The following is a 17,925-nucleotide window of genomic DNA, read 5'->3' as shown; positions in this document are numbered from 1 at the left end:
CCGGTGGCCGGCGATGCCACCCCAGGGTTGAACTTCGGGTGGCCGGGCTCGGGCGCAGCCGGGGCGAAGGCGTCTCTCAGGAGCCCTCGGGCCGGGTCAGGGGGACCACACGGCGGTCCCCGAAGGAGACCATCTCGTGCACCGCGACGTCCGGGCTCGGGCCGGCGCGGCTGCGGCGTCGGCGTCACCCCGCTCTGCCGCGGCACGCCAGCGGGCGATGGTCGCGGCGGGATCTGAGATGTCCGGCACGGGTCTCTCCTGGTGATCGGTGGAGCGTCGGTACCTGCGGTGCGGGTGGGTCTCAGCCGGCCAGCTTGTTCATCGAGCGGATCTGGCTGTCGAAGATCCCGGCGGGAGCGAAACGGCGCAGCACGCTGGCGCGTCCGGCCAGGGTGCCCGCGGTGTAGCGCAGCCTCGGCTTCCGATCCGTCGCTGCCGTGACGATCACCGCGGCGACGACGGCGGGGTCGTCGCCGTGCTCGACGGCCTCCGCCATCACGCGGCCGAAGATCTGCCGTTGTTCCGCGTACACCGGCAGCGGCAGGTCAGGCTTCGTGCTGTTGGCCTCGAACCCGGTCCGGGTGTATGCGGGCTCGACGAGCAGCGACCGGATGCCGTACTGCCGGACCTCGTGGTCCAGGGACTGCGAGTAGCCCTCGATCGCGTGCTTGGAGGCGCCGTAGACGGCCATGTACGGCGCGGGGATGAATCCCTGCACGGACGAGAGGTTGATGATCCGTCCCGCGCCGCGCGCCCGCATGTGCGGCAGGACCTCCCGCACCATGCGCATGACGCCGAACACGTTGATGTCGAAGACGGCCTGGGCCTGCGCGACGGAGCTCTCCTCGGCCGCGCCGATCGAGCCGACCCCGGCGTTGTTGACGAGGACGTCGATCCGCCCGAACCGCTCGATCACCTGCGCGACGGTGGCGGTGGCCGAGGCGTCGTCGGCCACGTCGAGGTCGAGGAACGTCACGCCGTCCAGCGGTGCCGTGCGCGAGGCGTCGCGGCTGGTGCCGACCACGTCGAAACCCGCTTTGACCAGGCCGAGCGCGGCGGTCTTCCCGATACCGGAGGATGCACCGGTCACGAGGGCTACCGGGCGGGTCGTCGTCATCATGAACTCCTGGGCTCAGGTGGAAGGCACTGTGTTGTGATTTCCTACCGACTGGCCGCAACCGTAGACGGGTGAGTTGGAAATGGCAACACACCCGTCTAGGGTGAGTTGATGACCGATCTCGACCCGCCCACCGGCGTCCGCATGGCAGAGCTGCCTCTGGAGGTCCGGCCGTGCTCGCTCGCCGCCGCCCTGGAAGTCCTGGGGGAGCGGTGGTCGCTCCTGGTGCTGCGCGAGATCGGCTACGGCGTGCACCGGTTCGCCCGCATCGCGGGCTACACCGGGGTGTCCCGTGACATCCTCGCCGACCGGCTCCGCAAGCTGGAGGCCGCTGGCGTCATCGAGCGCCGGCCGTACAGCGACCACCCGCCGCGCCACGAGTACCACTTCACCGAGGCCGGCCGAGAGCTGTTCCCGGTGCTGCTCTCGCTCTCCCAGTGGGGCGACAAGTGGGCGGTGGACAACCCGGCCCTCACCCGCCGGCACACGTGCGGCGAACCGGTCCAGGTCGACCTGGTCTGTCACCACTGCGGCCGGCCGGTCACCCGCGACTCACTCCACCCGGAGCTCGCCGGCGCCTGACCGGCCGGGCCGACGCCAGAGCGGCGTCCGGATTCACCCTGGCCGCGTAGGCTCGTGCGGAAGTTTTGTCCGGATCTACGGCAGCACATCGCCCCGCTGGATCGAGCTTCGGTGCCGAGCTCAACCAGCGCTCGGGTACAGGGAGCGCAAGAGTCCGTGTCCGAAGCGCTCGAACCTCTCATCGCCGACGCCGTACGCCCACACTGCCGTGCCGACCGCCTCGCCGACGAGATCCCTGTGCCACTGCTCGGGGTCGCGAGGATCGTCTCCGTAACCATCGAGGAACGCGGCCTCGAGTCGAGGGTTGCGAGAGAAGTCCTGTCGGGCGAGGCGGACGAAGTCCTCAGTGGCAGGGCGTAGGTCGGCGCGGCCGAAGTCGATCACCCGCACGACTCCGTCATCGATGAGCCAGTTGCGTGGCTGCCAGTCGCCGTGGGTGGGCACTACATCCGATCCTCCGCCGGGCCAGGTCGACACATCAGAACGGACCATCTGCTCGATGCCTGGATCGATTCGGTGCGGCCGATCAAGATCTCGTCGGACTCGTGCGCGGAACTTGTCACGCCACTCGGGGTCGTGAGCCGACACCTGGCCGTGGTACCTGGCCAGCAGCTCACCCGCCTGGCGATAGGTGTCAGGATCGTCCTGGGCTGAAGTGCCTTCCAGGAGCTGGCCGGGCAGGTAGCGGGTGATCAGCACCTTGGCTGATGCGTCGCCGTAGAGGAGCGTTGGTGCGTGGCCGGTTGTGGCCAAGGGGTGCGTCCACTCCCTGTGGGCTCGAAGCTCGCGTCCGATGTGGCTGTCGTCTGGTCCGCCGGCCTTGGCGACGAGGCGACCCTGGTTGCTGCTCAGCTCGAGGACCACGGTGTCGACCAAGCCCCAGCTGTGGTCGGCGAGGAGCCGTGCATCTGGTACCCAGCGACCCAGCAGATCGCGCTGTTCGGGTCTCAGCCGGCTCAGTTCGTCACCCACGGCGCGTGTCGGCGCAGCGCAGCAAAGGGATGGTGCGGAGACCAGGCATGGGATCACTCTGCCACTGGTGCGTCTCGGAGATCCAGGCGTCGCGGCATGGCCTGGGGTGCAGCTGAACAGGCCGGCTACCGTGCGTGGCATGCCTTCAGATAGCTGAGGAACGATGCCTGAAGTCCGGTGACATGTGTCTCATGCAACATCGTGTTCGAGACCTGCTCCGACCGGCCCTTGATGTGCAGCTGGTCCAGGACCGCGAGGACGTTGCGCGCCATTCCTCGGTAGATCGGGATATCTCCGAGCGCTTCGGCTTCGTTCAGCGTGATGTGCAGGCGCGGTGGAGCGGAGTCCCCGCCGGGCTCGGGCAGGGCTTCGACCAGCTCGAAGATCTGGCTGTCCGTACTCACCACACCGGGGCTGCCCGCACCGAAGGTCGTGAACGGTGCTGCCCCGCGCAGCCAGGCATAGAGGGTGAAGAGGCCTCCGTAGGAGTAGCCGAAGAGTCCGTGCCCGTACTCGCTGACGCGCAGCTTCGACTGCAGCCGGGGGTGGAGCTCGGTGGTGAGGAAGTCGAGGAAGGTGTCCGCGTGCGTGTCCGAGAGCTCCGCGAGGTAGGCCTCCATCTGCTCCTGGGTCATCTTCCCGGTGTCGCGCGCCCACTCGACGGTGGCCACCATCTCCGCGCTGACAGGTTCGCCCGGCGGGACCAGATCTCGGTTGCGCAGGTGCTCCCAGGCCGTGGCCTCCTCGCCGGCGTACCCGATGCTGACCTGGATGTAGGGGCCGATCGTCAGGAACGGGTCTGCCTGGACGACGATCAGGGGCGCGGTGAGGCCAACGGTCCAGTTGCCGTCCACCACGTAGATCAGGGGGAGCGGATCTGTGGAGTCCGCATAGCCGGGCGGTGTGGTCACCCAGACGCCGTAGCTGTGCCCCGACCGTGCGGTGGTCTCGAAGTACTCCGTGTCCGGCAGGCAGCCGTGCAGCATCTCGCTCATCGAGCTTCTCCTTTCAGGGCGCCGCCGTTCCGCACCACGAGGACGACCCCCTCGAAGGCCTGGCGCAGCGTCCTCAACAGTGGTTAATTCGCTGTCCGGTACGCTACTCAACAGTGGTGAGTTCGTCAACGGGAGGTACCGTGAGATCGCCGGTCGGAGAAGGTCGGGAGCGGCTGCTGGAGGCGCTGTTCGACGAGTTCGGTGAGAACGGCCCGGGCGCGAACCTGTCGATGCGCCAGGTCGCCGAGCGGCTCGGTGTGCACCACACGCTGCTCACCTATCACTTCGGTTCGCGGCCAGGTCTGCTGCGCGCCGTGCTCTCGGAGGCTCGCCGCCGCGACAACCTCGTCATCGCCGCGGCCGGCGACGAGCTCGGATTCGAAGCCCTGTGCAGGACCATCTGGAGCTTCTACTCGGACCCTGCGCACGAGGACCGGATCCGTGCCTTCTTCCACCTGGTCGGGCTCGCCGTCTACGAGCACGACGCATTCCACGAGTTCGTCGCGGACATAGACGACCTGGCGCGCATCCTCGAGGCGGCAGCCCTTCGCGACGGCGCCACGCCTGCGCAGGCGGAACGGCAGAGCATCATCGCCACTTCGTGCCTGCGGGGACTGCTGCTGCAGCGACTACTGACCCCCACTGCCGAGATCGACGCCGCGGCCGAGCATTTCATCACCTCGCTGGGGGCTTTCACGGGTGAGGAGCGCCCGTCGTGAACCACCCGGCGTTGAACCGCCGGTGTCCTGTGTCTGAGGTTCGCGTTCCAGGTTCGCGGTATCGCGAGATCGGTCGGATGCACGCGGCCCGGAGCGAGATCGGTCGCTTGCCCTGAGATCGGTCAATCAACCGACCGATCTCAGGGCAAGCGACCGATCTCGAACTACAACGAGTGCGACGGACCGAACTCGGGCCGGCGGCACGCTGCCGTGACTACCTCACGCCACAGCTCGGGGTGGGTCTGCCAGAAGTCGTGCGGGACGTCGGGAACCGTCTCCAAACGGCCGCCCGGGACGAGCTCGGCCAGCTGCGCGAGTGGCCACGACGGGCGGATGTCCGCGCCCGCGGCCAGGAACGCCATCGGCACCCGCGAGTCGGCGAGGCCGCGCCACAGGCCGGGCTCGTGGATCCAGTCGAGGAACGACTCCTGGAGCGCGGCGTAGACCTCTGCCGACCAGGCGATGTCGGGGCCCGGATCCGCGGCCTTTCCCGCCTCGTACTCCGCGGACCAGGAGCGGTCCTTGTGCAGGCCGTGCCCGGCGATCCCGACGACCTGGACCACCGACTCCGGACGGTCGAGCGCATAGCGGACGGCGAGGTCGCTGCCCCAGGAGTGGCCGAGCACGGTCCACCGTTCGATGCCCGCCGCTCTGCGCACCTCCTCGAGGTCGGCCACGGCGTGCGCCATCGTGTGTGGCCCGCCTCCGGACCGGCCGACGCCGCGGGGTTCCGGGAACCAGGCTCGGAAGCCTTGCGGAGCCAGTTCGTCGGACTCCAGGTAGTGGACGGCGCCAGGTCCGCCTGACAGCACGACGACGTCCGGCCCGGCACCGCAGACGCCTACATGGAGTCGCGCGCCGTCAGGTGTCGTCACGATCGCGGAGTCCATCGCGTGATGCTATCGACCGCCGGGCACGCCCGGAGGCTGACGTGTGATCGTCCTGGCCTCAGCAGTAGCGTGGCCTCATGACGGACCAGGCAGACACGGACAAGGCGGACATGGGACCCGTGTTCGACGGCGTGAAGATCGGGCGGCCGGCGACCGGTGCCCTGCTGACCGAGGGATACCGGACGATGGAAGACCTCCCCGAGAACCTCGACGAGCTGCTTCCCGTCCACGGCGTCGGCCCCAAGGCGGTGCGCCTCCTCACCGAGGCGCGTGCCGCGCGTCCCTGACGCGAACCTATTCGTCCGGGCCGGTGACGCTGAACCCCTGCTCGTTGCCGTAACGGATGACCGACTCCTGCCAGGCTCTGTGCCCGTCCGCGAGGGTCCCCGAGCCGGTGTAGGCCTGGCCGACGGTGTCGGGGAAGACGCTGTTGGCGTGCACCTGATAGGGCAGGTACTGCCAGCCGGGAACGACGTGGGCGGCTGAGTCGGCCAGGACCTTGTTGATCTGCTGCCCGCCGAAGAAGTCGGGTTCCTCGGCGAGGAAGGCGGGATCGGTCAGGTCTCGCATCGTGGCAGGGAAGGCGCCGGCCTCCAGACGGGTGGTGACGCCGTCGCCGATGTTCGCGTACTTGAGGAAGGCGTACGCCAGCTCCTTGTTCTGGCTTCCTTCCGGGATCGCCAGCGCGGAGCCGCCGTTCTCAGCGGTCTGGTAGGTCCCCTTGGTCCACTGGGGGATCCGCGCGACGCGCCAGTCGCCTGACGCCGCGCCGGCACCGGTCTCGAGGTTCGCGGGCATCCAGGCGCCCGTCACGAGCGCGGCGATCTCGCCGGTGCCCAGGGCCTGGAACCAGACGTCCGACCAGGCGGGGATGTCGGCGAGCAGGCCACGGTCGATGAGCTGCTGCCACATGCGCGCGAACCGCGTGCTGCCCTCGTCGGCGAGGTCCACCGTGACGTTCGTGCCGTCCACCTTGAACGGGTGACCGCCGGCCTGCCAGATCATCGACGTCGTGAATCCGGCGTCGCCGCTGTCCGACGTGATGTACGCGTCCGGGTCGTGCGCATGGATGGCCTCCGCGGCGGCGACGAACTCCTCCCACGTCGTGGGCACCGTCACGCCCGCCTCCTGGAAGACCTTCGCGTTGTAGAAGAGGGCCATCGGGCCGGAGTCCATCGGCAGGCCGTACACGGCCTCGTCCCCTGTCGCGCCGTCGGTAGCGGTCACGGCACCCCACGGACCTGCCGAGAAGGACCTGCTCAGGTCACCCGCGCCGAACTCGGTCAGGTCCGCCAGCGAGCCGGCGATGGAGAACTGCGGCAGTGCGTAGTACTCCATCTGCGTGATGTCGGGGACGCCGGAGCCCGCGCTGATCGCGTTCTGCAGGGCGACGTAGTGGTCGTTGCCCGTTCCGACGTTCGCCATCTCGACGTTCACGTTGGGGTACTTGGCCTCGAAGTCCTCGACGACCTTGTCCAGCGTGGGCTCCCATGCCCAGACCAGCAGGTCGCCGCCCTCCCGGAGGACGGCGTCGTGCGCACCGTGGGACAGTCCGGCACGGTCGGCGCTGCCCCCTGCGACCGTCCGGGGGGCGCCGCAGGCGGTGAGTGCCAGCGCCAGGACGCACGCACTGGTGAGTGCTGCCACGGTCCAGCGGCGGATGGCTGGTGGTGCGGGTGCGGACATGTGGCGGGGTAACCCTTTCGGTCGGCGGGTCAAGCATCCGGCCCGCGAGCTGGGGCGGCAACCCGTAGCCGCCACCCCAGCCGGGACCGGACCGCGTGGTCCAGCGACTTGTCCGGATCGGTCAGCGCAGCTCGATCCGGCTCACGCGCAGGAGGCCGAGGAGGAAGGGCACCGCGACCCACAGGCCGATCGAGGAGAGGAGCGGGCCCACCGCCGCAGAGGTCATCTCGCCGTCGGCCAGCGGGACCGCCGTGGCGTTGAGGTCGAGCCAGCTCGCGAGCGTGCTGCCGAGATCGCCGGTGAGGCTGACGAACCCCCAGGCGATCGACGCGACGAGGTAGACGACGATCGATGCCGCACCGTTGAGCAGCATGGAACCCAGCGCGATACCGCACAGCGTGAACAGGACGTTGGTCGCCGTCCAGCCGGCGAGTACCGCCGGGTCGAGCGTGAAGCTCGCCGCCGTGTCCCGTGCGGCGGCCACGGCGGCGGTCGTCGGGTAGGCGACCGCGATCATCAGGGCACTGGTGACGATCGCCACCGCGGTTCCGGCGGCGGCCTTGGCGACGAGCACGCGCCAGCGGCGCGGTTCGAGGGCGAAGGTCGTGAGCGCGGTGCGCCTGCTCCACTCGCTCGTCACCGAGATGATCCCGAGGATCGGGAGGAACAGGCTCAGGACGGGCCCTGTGCTGGTGGCCACGGCCTGGAGGTGCTGGACGTCCTGTGTGAAGACGAAGGTGCGGAGGAGCATCGCCCCGACGGCCCCGAGCACGAGCAGCGTCAGGAGCACGACCGCGGTCCGGGTGTCGGTGAGCTTGCGGATCTCCACCGCGGTCAGACGCGCGAACGGGACGGTGCGTGAGGGCCTTCCGTCCACGCGTAGTCGGCTGGCGTAGGGCAGGGTCGTGGTGCTCATGCTGCGCTCCGATCGTCTGTCGAGGTGAGGTTGAAGTAGCGGTTCTCCAGGTCCTGCGCCGCGCTGGGGTCGATCGCGCCGGCCTCGAGGATGCGGCCGCGGCCGATGATGACGACGCGGTCGGCGAGCTGTGCCACCTCGTGCAGCAGGTGGGAGCTCAGCAGCACGGCGCACCCGTCGTCCGCGACGGCACGCAGCAGGTCGCGGATGGCCCGGATGCCCTGCGGGTCGAGGCCGTTCGCCGGCTCGTCGAGGACGAGCGCCTTCGGTGCACCCAGGAGGGCCTGCGCTATCCCGAGGCGCTGACGCATACCGAGCGAGTAGCCCTTGACCGTGCGCCGGCTCTCGGCGACGGTGAGGCCGACGAGATCGAGCACCTGTCCGACGCGTCGGCGGTCGACGCCGATCATCGCCGCGGCGATGCCCAGGGTCTCGGCACCCGTGCGTCCGGGGTGGACGGCCTGCGCGTCGAGCAGGGCGCCCACCGTTCCTGCGGGGTTGCGGATCGTCGCGTACTGCTGCCCGTCGATCGTCGCCCGGCCCGAGGAGGCCCGGGTGTGGCCGAGGAGGATCCGCATCGCGGTGGTCTTGCCGGCGCCGTTGGGCCCGAGGAAGCCCGTGATGGAGCTCGCCGGCACCTCGAACGAGACGTCGTCGAGCGCGAGGGACGCGCCGTAGCGCTTGGTGACATGGTCGAAAGTGATCATGGGTCCAGTCCACCCGGCGCGGGGTCGCCGGTGCTACGGACCTCGGGCCATACCGGGCGCCGCAGGTCTCCTCCGAGCCGACCGGAACGTAGACCTTGGTCTATCCGGTCGTGGCCCGAGGTCACTGGCACCGCCCTGACCCGCTGCCTACGATCGGTCGCGATGAGACCACTTACCGGCAGGCAAGAGCTGCTGCGCTACGCCATCGCCTCGGTCCCGCTGGTCCTGGTCGGAGTCGGCTGGGCGTTCGTCATCGCGAACGACATCGCCGGGTGGCCGGAGGCCGCGCTCGACCTGGCCCTCGGAGTGGTCGGCCTGGTCCTGCTGCGCTGGCGCCGCCGGCTGCCGTTCACCATCGCGGTCGGCACCGCCCTGCTGACCATCGGGTCAGGGTCGGCCACGGGTGCCGCGTACGTCGCCCTCGTCTCGCTCGCCACCCACCGCGACGGCCGACGTACAGCCGCAGCGGCCGCGGTGTTGTGGCTCGCGTTCGTCGGCACCACGTTCGTCGACTCCGGATGGGGATCGACGACCACCCTGGTGGCTGCCATCGCCGGCACCGTGATGGTCGCGTGCCTGGTTGGCTTCGGCCTCTACCGGAGAAGCAGGTGGGAGCTCGAGCTGTCGGAGGAACGACGGCAGGAGAGTGAGCGGCGCGACGGGCTGGAGCGTGCGCGTGCGGGAGAACGGGCGAGGATCGCGCGCGAGATGCACGACGTGCTCGCCCACCGGCTGTCGATCCTGTCCCTGCACGCAGGCGCGCTCGCGCACCGTACCGACCTGACCGCCGACGAGGTCCGCCAGGCCGCGGCGGTCATCCGGGACAATGCGCACGCCTCGCTCGAGGAGCTGCGCGGCACTCTCGGCTCCCTGCGCGAGGAGGACCCGCTGGGTGGCCCGCAGCCCTCCTTCGACGATCTGCCCGCTCTCGTCGCCGAGGTGCGAGAGGCAGGCCAGCGCGTCGGGTACCGCTCGGCGCTCGAGCACGTCGAGCAGCTGCCCCCGCAGGTGGGCAGACACATCTATCGCATAGTGCAGGAGGCCCTGACCAACGCGCGCAAGCACGCGCCGGGCGCGCCCGTGACCGTCGAGCTGAGTGGTGCGTCCGGGACATCCGTCGAGGTCCGCGTGACGAACGCGGCGCGCCTCCCGGGTAAGGCCTCCGTATCCTCCGACGGGCTAGGACTCATCGGGCTCGGCGAGCGGGCGGCACTCCTCGGCGGCACCCTGACCCATCACAACGACGGCGACCGGTTCGTCGTGGAGGCCTCTCTGCCATGGAGCGTGACCGAGTGATCCGCCTCCTGCTCGTCGACGACGACCCGCTCGTCCGCCGCGGCCTCAGCCTGATCCTCGGCGGCGAGAGCGACATCGAGATCGTCGGCGAGGCCGCCGACGGGATCGAGGCCGAGATCGCGGCCCGCGATCTCGCTCCCGACGTCGTGCTCATGGACGTCCGGATGCCCCACCAGGACGGCGTCACGACGGCAGAGGCCCTGCTCCAGCGGCCCGACCCGCCGGCGATCATCATGCTGACCACGTTCCACGTGGACGACCTGGTGCTGCGCGCGCTCGCCGCCGGGGTAGCGGGTTACATCCTGAAGGACGCCGCACCCGAGAAGGTGATCGCGGCCATCCGGTCAGTGGCGGACGGCGAGCCCGTCATGTCGCCGACCGTCGCCCGCCAGGTGATCACGGCGGCGACGGCGGGCACGGCCGACGGCGCGAAGCGCGAGAGCGCACGCGCCGGGCTCGACGTCCTGACGCCGCGCGAGCTCGACGTCGCCCTGGAGATCTCGCGCGGCGCGAGCAACGCGGAGATCGCCGCGCGGCTGTTCGTCAGCGTCGCGACCGTCAAGGCCACGGTGACCCGCATCTTCCTCAAGCTCGAGACCGACAACCGCGTGACCATCGCGCTGCGCGTCCGCGACGCCGGCCTCCTCTGAGCAGCGGCGAGAGCGCCGGCCCGCGTTCCCTGTCCACCGGCTTGACCGGCGCTCACTCTCCGCTAACCCGCGCCTTGCGACAGTGATGGCTCCGGTACGTCCGTTATGCCAGGGAGACATCCATGAAGAAGATTTGGGTCATCGGCGCAGGGGCAGTGCTGGCCGCCGCAGCATTTGGCGGACCGGCCGTAGCCACCGCCGTGGCCGCTGCGCCGCAGCACGCGCAGTCCGCCAGCCACGCGCAGGCGGCGACCCAGCACGGCACGCCGACCAAGGCCGAGATCAGCGCTCTCTTCGACCGCTGGAACGCCGCGGTCGAGACCGGCGACCCGGAGGAGGTGGCCGACCTCTACGCCCCGGACGCGGTGCTGCTGCCCACGCTCTCGCCAGTGGTCCGGACGGACCGCGCCGGGCTCGTGGACTACTTCGAGCACTTCCTCGCGAAGAACCCGAGCGGGGAGCGGACCCAGTCCGTCATCGAGGTGCTCGACAAGAACACGGCGATCGACACCGGTCTGTACACGTTCACCTTCACCGCCGACGACGGCACGCAGACCTTCGCGGACGCGCGCTACACCTTCGTGTACGAGAAGGTGCACGGCGAGTGGCTGATCATCAACCACCACTCGTCGCTGTTGCCTGCCGCCAGCTGATCCGTACGGTCAGTCCGCCGGTGGGGGCGTCGTCGAGCACGACGTCCCCACCGGCGTCCGCGACGAGCTGTCTCACGATCGCCAGACCGAGCCCGGAGCCGGACCTGCCCGTATGACCCGGCCCGCGCCAGAACCGGTCGAACGCGCGGGCCTTCTCGTCGTCTGTCATGCCCGGGCCCTCGTCGCGGACCTCGAGCACGACGCCGTCGGCCCCGGCCCGTACGTCGAGGGTGATGGCCGCCCCGTCGGGCGAGACGCTCAGCGCGTTCGAGAGCACGTTGTCCAGGACCTGCTCGATCTGTCCCGGGCCCGCCAGGACCACCGGATCGGCGTCCCAGGCTCCGGTCAGCCGGAACGCGACGTCGCGTTCGTCGCCCTCGAGGCGCCAGAGGTCGAGCCGCTGCCGGACCAGCTCCGTCAGGTGCACCGGTTGCGTGCCGACGGTGCGGGCCTCGGCCCTTGCCAGCACGAGCAGCCCGTTGACCAGGCCGCTGATCCGGGTCACCTCCCGGCTCGCCCGTTCGACGTCCTCCCGGACGGCCGTGTCCTCGACGCCGTCGGCGATGTTCTCCAGCGACAGCTGGAGCACGGTCAGCGGCGTCCGGAGCTGGTGGGAGGCGTCGGCCACGAACACCCGCTGGGCCGCGACCAGGGTCTCCAGGCGTTCGGCGGCGGAGTTCAGGGCCAGCGCCAGCGTCTGCGTCTCCGGTGGGCCCGCGACGGCGGTGCGGGCCGCGAGGTCGCCGTCGCTGAGCCTGCCGGCCATCGTCTGCAGGTCGCCCAGCGGCTTGGTCAGCAGGCGCACCGCCAGCGCGCCGAGCAGCGCCGTCACCGCGAGGATGCCGACGGCGAGCAGGGCCCGCAGCTGCCAGACGTCCAGGACCCGTTCGCGGAGCGCGCTGGTCGGGTAGCTGATCCGCACGGCGCCGTTCGGCGTCGCCGGGACGGTCACGACCAGCTCGACGTCACTCCACTCGGCAGTGGCGTCCCCGCCGTCCCACGACTCGAGCACGGCCACGCCGCCGGGCGTGTCGCGCTCGTACGCCGACATCGTCTCGGCCAGTGCGGCGCGCGCGTCGGTGTCGCCGTCCGCCAGCAGGAGCGCCATCGTCATGGCGTCGCCCTGGACGGTCGCCTCGGTGTCGTCCCGCAGGTGGTTGCCGACGGGAACCGAGAGCGGCAGCTTGAAGGCCAGGAGCGCTATCGCGATCAGGATCACGTAGCTGACGATCAGCCGCCGGGTCATTGCTCGGCGCCCTCGACGACCAGGCGGTAGCCGACGCCCCGCACCGCCTCGATGGTCAGCGCGCCCGCGAACTTCCGCCGCAGCGCGGAGGTGTGCACGTCGAGGGTCTTCGTGGGACCGAACCAGTTCAGGTCCCAGACCACCTCCATGATCCGTTCCCGGGTCAGGAGGGCGCCCGGCTGCTCGGTCAGGAAGGCGAGGAGCTCGTACTCCTTGCGCGCGAGCGGCACCTCGACGTCGTCGAGGTAGGCGCGTGCCGCTCTCCGGTCGATGGTGACGCGGCCGTAGTGGCCGACGCCGGCCGGGCCGCCGCCGGGGTTCACCCGCCGCATCACGGCCCTGATCCGGGCGATCACCTCTCGCACCCCGAACGGCTTGGAGACGTAGTCGTCAGCCCCGAGCTCCAGGCCCGCCACCCGGTCGACCTCGTCGCTGCGCGCACTGATGACGATGATGGGGACGTCGCTGCGTGCCCGCAGCTCCCGGCACACGTCCAGCCCGTCGGTGTCGGGCAGCCCCAGGTCCAGCAGGACGACGTCGCCCGGGTCGGCCCGCAGCGCGTCGGCGCCGCTCGCCACCCACTCGACCTCGTACCCGTACCGGACCAGCCCGCGTTGCAACGACATCGCCAGCGACTCGTCGTCTTCCACCAGGAGCACGTGCACGAACGAACACTAATCCTCCGCGGAGCCGCGGCCGGCCGTCGTCATCGCGCGGTGGAGGCCCGCTCGACGATGTGCCACTGATCGGTGAAGTCGGCACGCGTGCCTGTGAGGGCGTACCGGGCGCACGCAGCGCCCTGCTCGCGCATGGACTGCGCGACCGAGGTGATGCCCTGGGCGCGCGCGGCCTCCGCGTCGTCCCAGCCGGTGAGCGCGACGTCGGTCGGCACGTGCAGCCCGGCGGCCTCGATGGCGCGGAAGGCGCCGGACGCGAGCTCGTCGCTCATCGTGGCGAGGGCGTCCGGGCGGTCGGCGCGCGACATGAGCTCCTGGGTCATGGCACGTGCCTCGCGGGCGTCGTTCGTCGAGCACACGGCGACGAGCACGTCGGCCCAGTCGGTGCCGACGTCGTCGGCAGCGTCCCGGAAGCCGAGCAACCGCTCGCGGGTCACGGGAAACGTCGCGTCGTCCGGGTCGGGACCGGCGACGACGGCCGCCGCACGCGCAGCGGTGAGGGGGAAGCTCAGCACTGCCGGCACCGTGCCGCCGGCGAAGACCAGTCGGCCGATCGCCCGGGCCGCCGCACGGTTGTCGATCCCCACGACGTGCGCGCCTGCGGCGGCCGGGCCGCTGTGCACGACGACGGGGCGGCCGGTCGCGATCGCCGCGTCCACCACCGGTGCGCCGTCCTCCGTCGTCCACAGCACGTAGCCGTCCACGGCCGCCGCGCTGATCCGCGCCACGTCCGTGGTGGCGTCGGCGACCGGCAGGATCGTCATCGCCTGTCCCTGCTCGGCGCACACCTCCGCCACGCCCGCCATGAAGGCCGTCGCCTGCGGATCGTCGAACGCGTACGTCAGATGCTCGCCCAGCACCACGCCGAGCGCCCCCGCCCTGCCCCGGCGCAGCGATCTGGCGGCCGGGTCGGGCGCCGTGAAGCCCAGGGTCCGGGCAGCGGCGAGGACCTTCTCCCGCGAGGCCGCGGAGACCCGCTCCGGCCTGCCGAACGTGTACGACGCCGTCATCGTCGAGACGCCGGCGAGCTCAGCGACCTGCGCCAGCGTGGCTCGGCGCGGGACATGGCTGTTCACGGACAGGAGTCTATGCGCGGACGGCGGCGTTGTGTAGCGTTACACAGATGTCACGACACTTTCGAGCCGTGCCGTCCACGGCTGCTGCCGCGACGATCGCCTTCGCGGTCTTCGGAGCCTTCTGGGGTGCCTGGGGTGCCTCGATCCCCGGGTTTCGGGCCCAGGCGGGGCTCGATCACGCCGGGCTCGGTGTGGCCCTGCTGTTCGTCGGGGCCGGGGCGCTGCCCGCGATGCTGCTCACCGGCCGGGCGATCGACCGGTGGGGTCTGCGCGTGGCCGCGGTCGCCATCGCCGCGCTGGGGCTGGTGGGCGCCGGCGCCGTCTTCCTCGCCAAGGACCTGGCCGGCGCGTCGCTCGCCCTGGCACTGATCGGCGTCACCTCCGGCGCCTCGGACGTCGCGATCAACTCCGTCGCGGGACGCGCCGAACGGGAGGCGGGACGCCCGTTCATCACCCGGGTGCACGGCGTCTTCTCCTCGTTCGTCGTGGTCGCCAGCCTCGGTACCGGTCTGCTCACGAGCGCCGGGGCGCCGGTCGTGACCCCGTTCGCCATCGTCGCGGTGGCCGCGCTCCTCGCCGCGGCGGTGATGGCGAGGGTGCTTCCCGCCAGGCCCGGCGCCGCGGTGCCCGCCCAGCCGGTCCCGGCCGGGAGCGCCGACACGCGGCTCCCCGCCCTGCCCACCCTGTCGCTGATCGGCCTGGGCCTGCTCGGCGCGCTGGCCTTCGCCAGCGAGAACGCCCACCAGAGCTGGAGCGCCATCTTCGCCACCGACGCGCTCGGCGCCAGCCCCGCGGTCGGCACGTTGGCCCCGGCGGTCTTCGCCGCCACCGCGGCGATCACCCGGTTCAGCACCGGACGCATCAGCGCCGCGTACGCCCGTCCGACCATCGCCGCCGGCGCGACCGCCGCCGCGGCCGGCGCCGTGGTCGTCGCGTTCGGCCCCGACCTGGCGGTGAGCGCGCTGGGCATCGCGCTCGCGGCAGCAGGCACCGCCGTCCTGTTCCCGATGATCCTGTCCGTCGTCTCGTCCCGCGTCGACGAGGCCAACCGTGGCCGCGCCACCTCGACGGCGTCCACCGTCGCCTATCTCGGGTTCCTGCTCGGGCCGTCCTACGTGGGCTTCTGGTCCGACGCGGTAGGCCTGCGCGGCGCGATGCTCGCCGTCGCATGCCTCGGCGCGCTGCTCCTGCTGCTCACTCCGCTGATCACGCCGGGGGAGAGGGCGGCTGACCGTCGCGTGCGTAGACCTCGCGCCAGTGCTCGGCGGAGCGCGCCAGGTCCTCGCTGACGCGCTGGAGGAACTGGCCCATCCCCTCCAGCCGGGCACCGGCGGGGGTGGTACCGCCGAGCCTCCGCGCACCTTCCCTGCACACCTCGGCGATCTGGAGGTCGACGCGCACGCTGGCCATGACCGCCTCGAACCAGATGTCCTCGTCGACGACGTAGCGCTCCGCCCGGCTGCGGGAGTCGCGTTCGCGCCGCAGGAGCTTCTGGTTCTCGAGGTAGCCCACGGCCTTGGAGATCGCGGCGGGGCTGACCTGCAGGCGCCGGACGAGCTCCGCCGAGGTGAGGCTGCCGCCGTCGGTGGTGAGGAGCGCGGCGAGCACCCTGGCCATCATCGGGGGAATGCCGGACCGGATCATGAGCTCGGCGGTCCGCTCGGCCACCTCGCCCACGATCCGCGGGTCGCGCCCGTCGAGGTCGTCGCTTCCCGGTGGACGGGACGCCGGCGCGGTTCCGCGCCGCGGCGGTCGCTTGCCGGCCTGGTGCGCGTCGGACGCGTCGTAGGCGGTGGGCCCGCCGTTACGCATGACGTCGCGGACGACGGTCTCGACGGACGGCGCGCACTGGATGCCGCACAGCCGCTACGGCCTCGGCGTCTTCGAGCTTGACGGCGCGGCGACCGGCGGCCCGACGCTGCGTGGCGCGGCGGGCAGCCTCTGGGGCCACTTCTTCTTCGCGGTCAGCTCCCCGGACGGCGAGCACGCGGTCGCCGCCCACACCAACACCGAGTGGAAGTCCTGGGAGCCGATGTTCGAGATCATCCGGGCGGAGTTCGGCGAACCTGCCAGCGACTGACGCGCGGGCCACCGCCGGTTCACCCGGTGGTCGGGCCGCGGCTACCCGGACGTCTTCCGGCGCGGTTAGAACGGGAGCCATGAACCCTGGTCCCGAAATCGACCGGCGCACCCTGCTCGGTGCCGCCGGCCTCGCCGCCACCGGACTGCTGCTGCCGGCCGCGCCGGGCTTCGCCGCTCCCGCGTTCGCGCGGGCCGGCCGCCCGTCGCTGACCCACGGCGTACAGCTCGGCGATCCGCGCACGGACGGGGCGGTGGTGTGGACCCGGGCCGACCGGCCGGCGCGGATGTTCGTCGAGATCTCCCGCGATCCGGACTTCCGGCGCGCGGTGCGGATCCGCGGCCCGTTGCTGACGCCGACGACCGACGGCACCGGTGAGGTGCGGCTGACCGGCCTGCCGGCGGGGCAGGAGGTGCACTACCGCGTCGTCGCGCAGGACCTGGACGGCCGGGCCGACAGCGAGGCACTGACCGGACAGTTCCGCACCGTGCCCCGGGACCGCAGGGACGTGCGGTTCGTGTGGTCGGGGGACGTCGTCGGCCAGGGGTGGGGGATCAACCCCGACATCGGCGGCATGACGATCTACGACGCGATGGCCGCCCGCAACCCCGACTTCTTCCTGCACAGCGGCGACACCGTGTACGCGGACGGGCCGCTCCAGGAGGCCGTGACGCTGCCCGACGGGCGGGTCTGGCGCAACGTCGTCACGCCGGAGAAGTCCAAGGTGGCCGAGACGCTTGCCGAGTATCGCGGGCAGTTCGCCTACAACCTGCTCGACGAGAACGTGCGCCGCTTCGCCGCCAAGGTGCCCCAGATCGTGCAGTGGGACGACCACGAGGTGACGAACAACTGGTACCCCGGCGAGATCCTGAACGACGACCGGTACACCGAGCAGCGCGCCGACGTCCTCTCCGCCCGGGCGTACCAGGCCTTCCACGAGTGGCAGCCGGTACGCAAGCAGGACGCCGTCGACGGTCGCGTGTACCGCAAGGTGTCCCACGGCCCGCTGCTCGACGTCTTCGTGATCGACATGCGCAGCTACCGCGACCCGAACTCGACGGGCACCACACCGGAACGGATCCTCGGCGCGCGCCAGGCACGCTGGCTCGTGGAGTCGCTGGACCGCTCCCGCGCGACCTGGAAGGTGATCGCCTCGGACATGCCGATCGGCATCGTCGTGCCCGACGGGGACAAGATCGAGGGCGTCGCCAACGGACAGCCCGGCGTGCCCAACGGCCGCGAGGCGGAGCTCGCGTGGGTGCTGCAGGAGATCAGCCGACGGCGGGTGCGCAACACCGTCTGGCTCACCGCGGACGTGCACTACTCCGCCGCCATCCACTACGCGCCCGAGCGGGCCGCGTTCGAGGGGTTCGACCCCTTCTGGGAGTTCGTCTCCGGCCCGTTGCACGCCGGCGCGTTCGGCCCGAACCGGCTCGACCCGACGTTCGGGCCCGAGCAGGCGTTCGTCAGCTCCCCGCCGCGCGCCAACACCTCACCGCTGGAGGGCTTCCAGCACTTCGGCGAGGTCAACATCGACGGCGAGACGGGACAGGTCCGCGTCGACCTACGCGACCAGACCGGTCGCTCCCTGTGGGCCACCACCCTCGACCCGAGGCGCTGGCCGCCGGCCAGGTGCTCGACGCCAGAACGTTGAGTGCTGGGT

Annotated in this window: 20 protein-coding genes; 9 read left to right on the top strand and 11 right to left on the bottom strand. The window is 71.1% G+C overall.

What is annotated here, in order from left to right:
- Positions 1-301: 301 nt before the first annotated feature.
- Positions 302-1,117 (bottom strand): oxidoreductase, encoded by an 816-nt coding sequence (locus tag ACFO6V_RS04600; RefSeq protein ID WP_377132711.1) that lies wholly within the window; start codon positions 1,115-1,117, stop codon positions 302-304.
- Positions 1,118-1,228: 111 nt separating this feature from the next.
- Between ACFO6V_RS04600 and ACFO6V_RS04595 the strand changes: the two genes are divergently transcribed.
- On the top strand, positions 1,229-1,699 hold the full coding sequence (locus tag ACFO6V_RS04595; RefSeq protein ID WP_377132709.1) for a winged helix-turn-helix transcriptional regulator: 471 nt from the start codon (positions 1,229-1,231) through the stop codon (positions 1,697-1,699).
- A gap of 120 nt (positions 1,700-1,819) precedes the next feature.
- On the opposite strand, the gene ACFO6V_RS04590 is transcribed toward ACFO6V_RS04595, so the two are convergent.
- Complete coding sequence (locus ACFO6V_RS04590) at positions 1,820-2,671, bottom strand: phosphotransferase (RefSeq protein WP_377132707.1); 852 nt, start codon at positions 2,669-2,671, stop codon at positions 1,820-1,822.
- Positions 2,672-2,796: 125 nt separating this feature from the next.
- Entirely contained in the window at positions 2,797-3,666 is an 870-nt protein-coding gene (locus ACFO6V_RS04585) for an alpha/beta hydrolase (protein WP_377132705.1), read from the bottom strand.
- A 140-nt stretch (positions 3,667-3,806) separates the two neighbouring features.
- Between ACFO6V_RS04585 and ACFO6V_RS04580 the strand changes: the two genes are divergently transcribed.
- Complete coding sequence (locus ACFO6V_RS04580) at positions 3,807-4,385, top strand: TetR/AcrR family transcriptional regulator (protein ID WP_377132703.1); 579 nt, start codon at positions 3,807-3,809, stop codon at positions 4,383-4,385.
- Positions 4,386-4,549: 164 nt separating this feature from the next.
- On the opposite strand, the gene ACFO6V_RS04575 is transcribed toward ACFO6V_RS04580, so the two are convergent.
- Positions 4,550-5,275: an alpha/beta fold hydrolase gene (locus tag ACFO6V_RS04575; RefSeq protein WP_377132701.1), complete on the bottom strand. Its 726-nt coding sequence runs from the start codon at positions 5,273-5,275 to the stop codon at positions 4,550-4,552.
- 77 nt (positions 5,276-5,352) lie between these two features.
- Between ACFO6V_RS04575 and ACFO6V_RS04570 the strand changes: the two genes are divergently transcribed.
- On the top strand, positions 5,353-5,562 hold the full coding sequence (locus ACFO6V_RS04570; protein WP_377132699.1) for a helix-hairpin-helix domain-containing protein: 210 nt from the start codon (positions 5,353-5,355) through the stop codon (positions 5,560-5,562).
- 7 nt (positions 5,563-5,569) lie between these two features.
- Here the strand turns inward: ACFO6V_RS04570 and ACFO6V_RS04565 are convergent, their stop codons facing one another.
- The 3 genes from ACFO6V_RS04565 to ACFO6V_RS04555 all read right to left on the bottom strand — a co-directional run bounded on the left by ACFO6V_RS04565 (position 5,570) and on the right by ACFO6V_RS04555 (position 8,584).
- Entirely contained in the window at positions 5,570-6,961 is a 1,392-nt protein-coding gene (locus ACFO6V_RS04565) for an ABC transporter substrate-binding protein (RefSeq protein WP_377132697.1), read from the bottom strand.
- A 121-nt stretch (positions 6,962-7,082) separates the two neighbouring features.
- Positions 7,083-7,877, bottom strand: coding sequence for a hypothetical protein (locus ACFO6V_RS04560; RefSeq protein ID WP_377132695.1), 795 nt, complete (start codon positions 7,875-7,877; stop codon positions 7,083-7,085).
- Positions 7,874-8,584, bottom strand: coding sequence for an ATP-binding cassette domain-containing protein (locus tag ACFO6V_RS04555; RefSeq protein WP_377132693.1), 711 nt, complete (start codon positions 8,582-8,584; stop codon positions 7,874-7,876). The genes ACFO6V_RS04560 and ACFO6V_RS04555 overlap by 4 nt, the downstream gene beginning before the upstream one ends.
- 162 nt (positions 8,585-8,746) lie before the next feature.
- Here ACFO6V_RS04555 and ACFO6V_RS04550 point away from each other — a divergent pair, with 162 nt between their 5' ends.
- The 3 genes from ACFO6V_RS04550 to ACFO6V_RS04540 all read left to right on the top strand — a co-directional run bounded on the left by ACFO6V_RS04550 (position 8,747) and on the right by ACFO6V_RS04540 (position 11,183).
- Positions 8,747-9,880, top strand: a complete 1,134-nt coding sequence (locus tag ACFO6V_RS04550; protein ID WP_377132691.1) for a sensor histidine kinase — start codon at positions 8,747-8,749, stop codon at positions 9,878-9,880.
- The gene (locus tag ACFO6V_RS04545; protein WP_377132689.1) at positions 9,862-10,530 is read left to right on the top strand and encodes a response regulator transcription factor; all 669 of its coding nucleotides are present in this window, start codon (positions 9,862-9,864) and stop codon (positions 10,528-10,530) included. The genes ACFO6V_RS04550 and ACFO6V_RS04545 overlap by 19 nt, the downstream gene beginning before the upstream one ends.
- A 122-nt stretch (positions 10,531-10,652) precedes the next feature.
- Positions 10,653-11,183, top strand: coding sequence for an SgcJ/EcaC family oxidoreductase (locus ACFO6V_RS04540; RefSeq protein WP_377132687.1), 531 nt, complete (start codon positions 10,653-10,655; stop codon positions 11,181-11,183).
- On the opposite strand, the gene ACFO6V_RS04535 is transcribed toward ACFO6V_RS04540, so the two are convergent.
- From ACFO6V_RS04535 to ACFO6V_RS04525, 3 genes are read right to left on the bottom strand one after another with little or no spacing between them, the layout of a single operon-like run.
- A complete protein-coding gene (locus ACFO6V_RS04535) occupies positions 11,146-12,429 on the bottom strand; it encodes a HAMP domain-containing sensor histidine kinase (protein ID WP_377132685.1) in 1,284 nt (427 codons plus the stop codon). The genes ACFO6V_RS04540 and ACFO6V_RS04535 overlap by 38 nt on opposite strands.
- On the bottom strand, positions 12,426-13,094 hold the full coding sequence (locus ACFO6V_RS04530; protein WP_377132683.1) for a response regulator transcription factor: 669 nt from the start codon (positions 13,092-13,094) through the stop codon (positions 12,426-12,428). The genes ACFO6V_RS04535 and ACFO6V_RS04530 overlap by 4 nt, the downstream gene beginning before the upstream one ends.
- 41 nt (positions 13,095-13,135) lie before the next feature.
- On the bottom strand, positions 13,136-14,182 hold the full coding sequence (locus ACFO6V_RS04525) for a LacI family DNA-binding transcriptional regulator (RefSeq protein WP_377132681.1): 1,047 nt from the start codon (positions 14,180-14,182) through the stop codon (positions 13,136-13,138).
- 47 nt (positions 14,183-14,229) lie between these two features.
- On the opposite strand from ACFO6V_RS04525, the gene ACFO6V_RS04520 reads away from it, so the two are divergent.
- Positions 14,230-15,471, top strand: a complete 1,242-nt coding sequence (locus ACFO6V_RS04520) for an MFS transporter (protein ID WP_377132679.1) — start codon at positions 14,230-14,232, stop codon at positions 15,469-15,471.
- Here ACFO6V_RS04520 and ACFO6V_RS04515 read toward each other — a convergent pair.
- Positions 15,389-15,994: a GbsR/MarR family transcriptional regulator gene (locus ACFO6V_RS04515; RefSeq protein ID WP_377132677.1), complete on the bottom strand. Its 606-nt coding sequence runs from the start codon at positions 15,992-15,994 to the stop codon at positions 15,389-15,391. The two genes, ACFO6V_RS04520 and ACFO6V_RS04515, sit on opposite strands and share 83 nt — an antisense overlap.
- Here ACFO6V_RS04515 and ACFO6V_RS04510 point away from each other — a divergent pair.
- Together ACFO6V_RS04510 and ACFO6V_RS04505 are read left to right on the top strand one after the other, a co-directional pair.
- Complete coding sequence (locus ACFO6V_RS04510) at positions 15,993-16,262, top strand: hypothetical protein (RefSeq protein WP_377132675.1); 270 nt, start codon at positions 15,993-15,995, stop codon at positions 16,260-16,262. The genes ACFO6V_RS04515 and ACFO6V_RS04510 overlap by 2 nt on opposite strands.
- 79 nt (positions 16,263-16,341) lie before the next feature.
- Complete coding sequence (locus ACFO6V_RS04505; protein ID WP_377132673.1) at positions 16,342-17,916, top strand: alkaline phosphatase D family protein; 1,575 nt, start codon at positions 16,342-16,344, stop codon at positions 17,914-17,916.
- The last annotated feature ends 9 nt before the right edge of the window (positions 17,917-17,925 follow it).

The organism is Promicromonospora alba (assembly GCF_042654905.1).
GTDB lineage: Bacteria > Actinomycetota > Actinomycetes > Actinomycetales > Cellulomonadaceae > Promicromonospora > Promicromonospora alba.
Note: the sequence above shows the minus strand (reverse complement) of the source record. Positions and strands in the feature narration are given on the sequence as shown.

Coding starts and splice junctions, on each gene's coding strand:
- ACFO6V_RS04535 (WP_377132685.1), bottom strand. CDS start 12,429: ATGACCCGGCGGCTGATCGTCAGCTACGTGATCCTGATCGCGATAGCG.
- ACFO6V_RS04550 (WP_377132691.1), top strand. CDS start 8,747: ATGAGACCACTTACCGGCAGGCAAGAGCTGCTGCGCTACGCCATCGCC.
- ACFO6V_RS04600 (WP_377132711.1), bottom strand. CDS start 1,117: ATGACGACGACCCGCCCGGTAGCCCTCGTGACCGGTGCATCCTCCGGT.
- ACFO6V_RS04520 (WP_377132679.1), top strand. CDS start 14,230: ATGTCACGACACTTTCGAGCCGTGCCGTCCACGGCTGCTGCCGCGACG.
- ACFO6V_RS04570 (WP_377132699.1), top strand. CDS start 5,353: ATGACGGACCAGGCAGACACGGACAAGGCGGACATGGGACCCGTGTTC.
- ACFO6V_RS04595 (WP_377132709.1), top strand. CDS start 1,229: ATGACCGATCTCGACCCGCCCACCGGCGTCCGCATGGCAGAGCTGCCT.
- ACFO6V_RS04540 (WP_377132687.1), top strand. CDS start 10,653: ATGAAGAAGATTTGGGTCATCGGCGCAGGGGCAGTGCTGGCCGCCGCA.
- ACFO6V_RS04510 (WP_377132675.1), top strand. CDS start 15,993: ATGACGTCGCGGACGACGGTCTCGACGGACGGCGCGCACTGGATGCCG.
- ACFO6V_RS04545 (WP_377132689.1), top strand. CDS start 9,862: ATGGAGCGTGACCGAGTGATCCGCCTCCTGCTCGTCGACGACGACCCG.
- ACFO6V_RS04515 (WP_377132677.1), bottom strand. CDS start 15,994: ATGCGTAACGGCGGGCCCACCGCCTACGACGCGTCCGACGCGCACCAG.
- ACFO6V_RS04560 (WP_377132695.1), bottom strand. CDS start 7,877: ATGAGCACCACGACCCTGCCCTACGCCAGCCGACTACGCGTGGACGGA.
- ACFO6V_RS04575 (WP_377132701.1), bottom strand. CDS start 5,275: ATGGACTCCGCGATCGTGACGACACCTGACGGCGCGCGACTCCATGTA.
- ACFO6V_RS04565 (WP_377132697.1), bottom strand. CDS start 6,961: ATGTCCGCACCCGCACCACCAGCCATCCGCCGCTGGACCGTGGCAGCA.
- ACFO6V_RS04585 (WP_377132705.1), bottom strand. CDS start 3,666: ATGAGCGAGATGCTGCACGGCTGCCTGCCGGACACGGAGTACTTCGAG.
- ACFO6V_RS04555 (WP_377132693.1), bottom strand. CDS start 8,584: ATGATCACTTTCGACCATGTCACCAAGCGCTACGGCGCGTCCCTCGCG.
- ACFO6V_RS04505 (WP_377132673.1), top strand. CDS start 16,342: ATGAACCCTGGTCCCGAAATCGACCGGCGCACCCTGCTCGGTGCCGCC.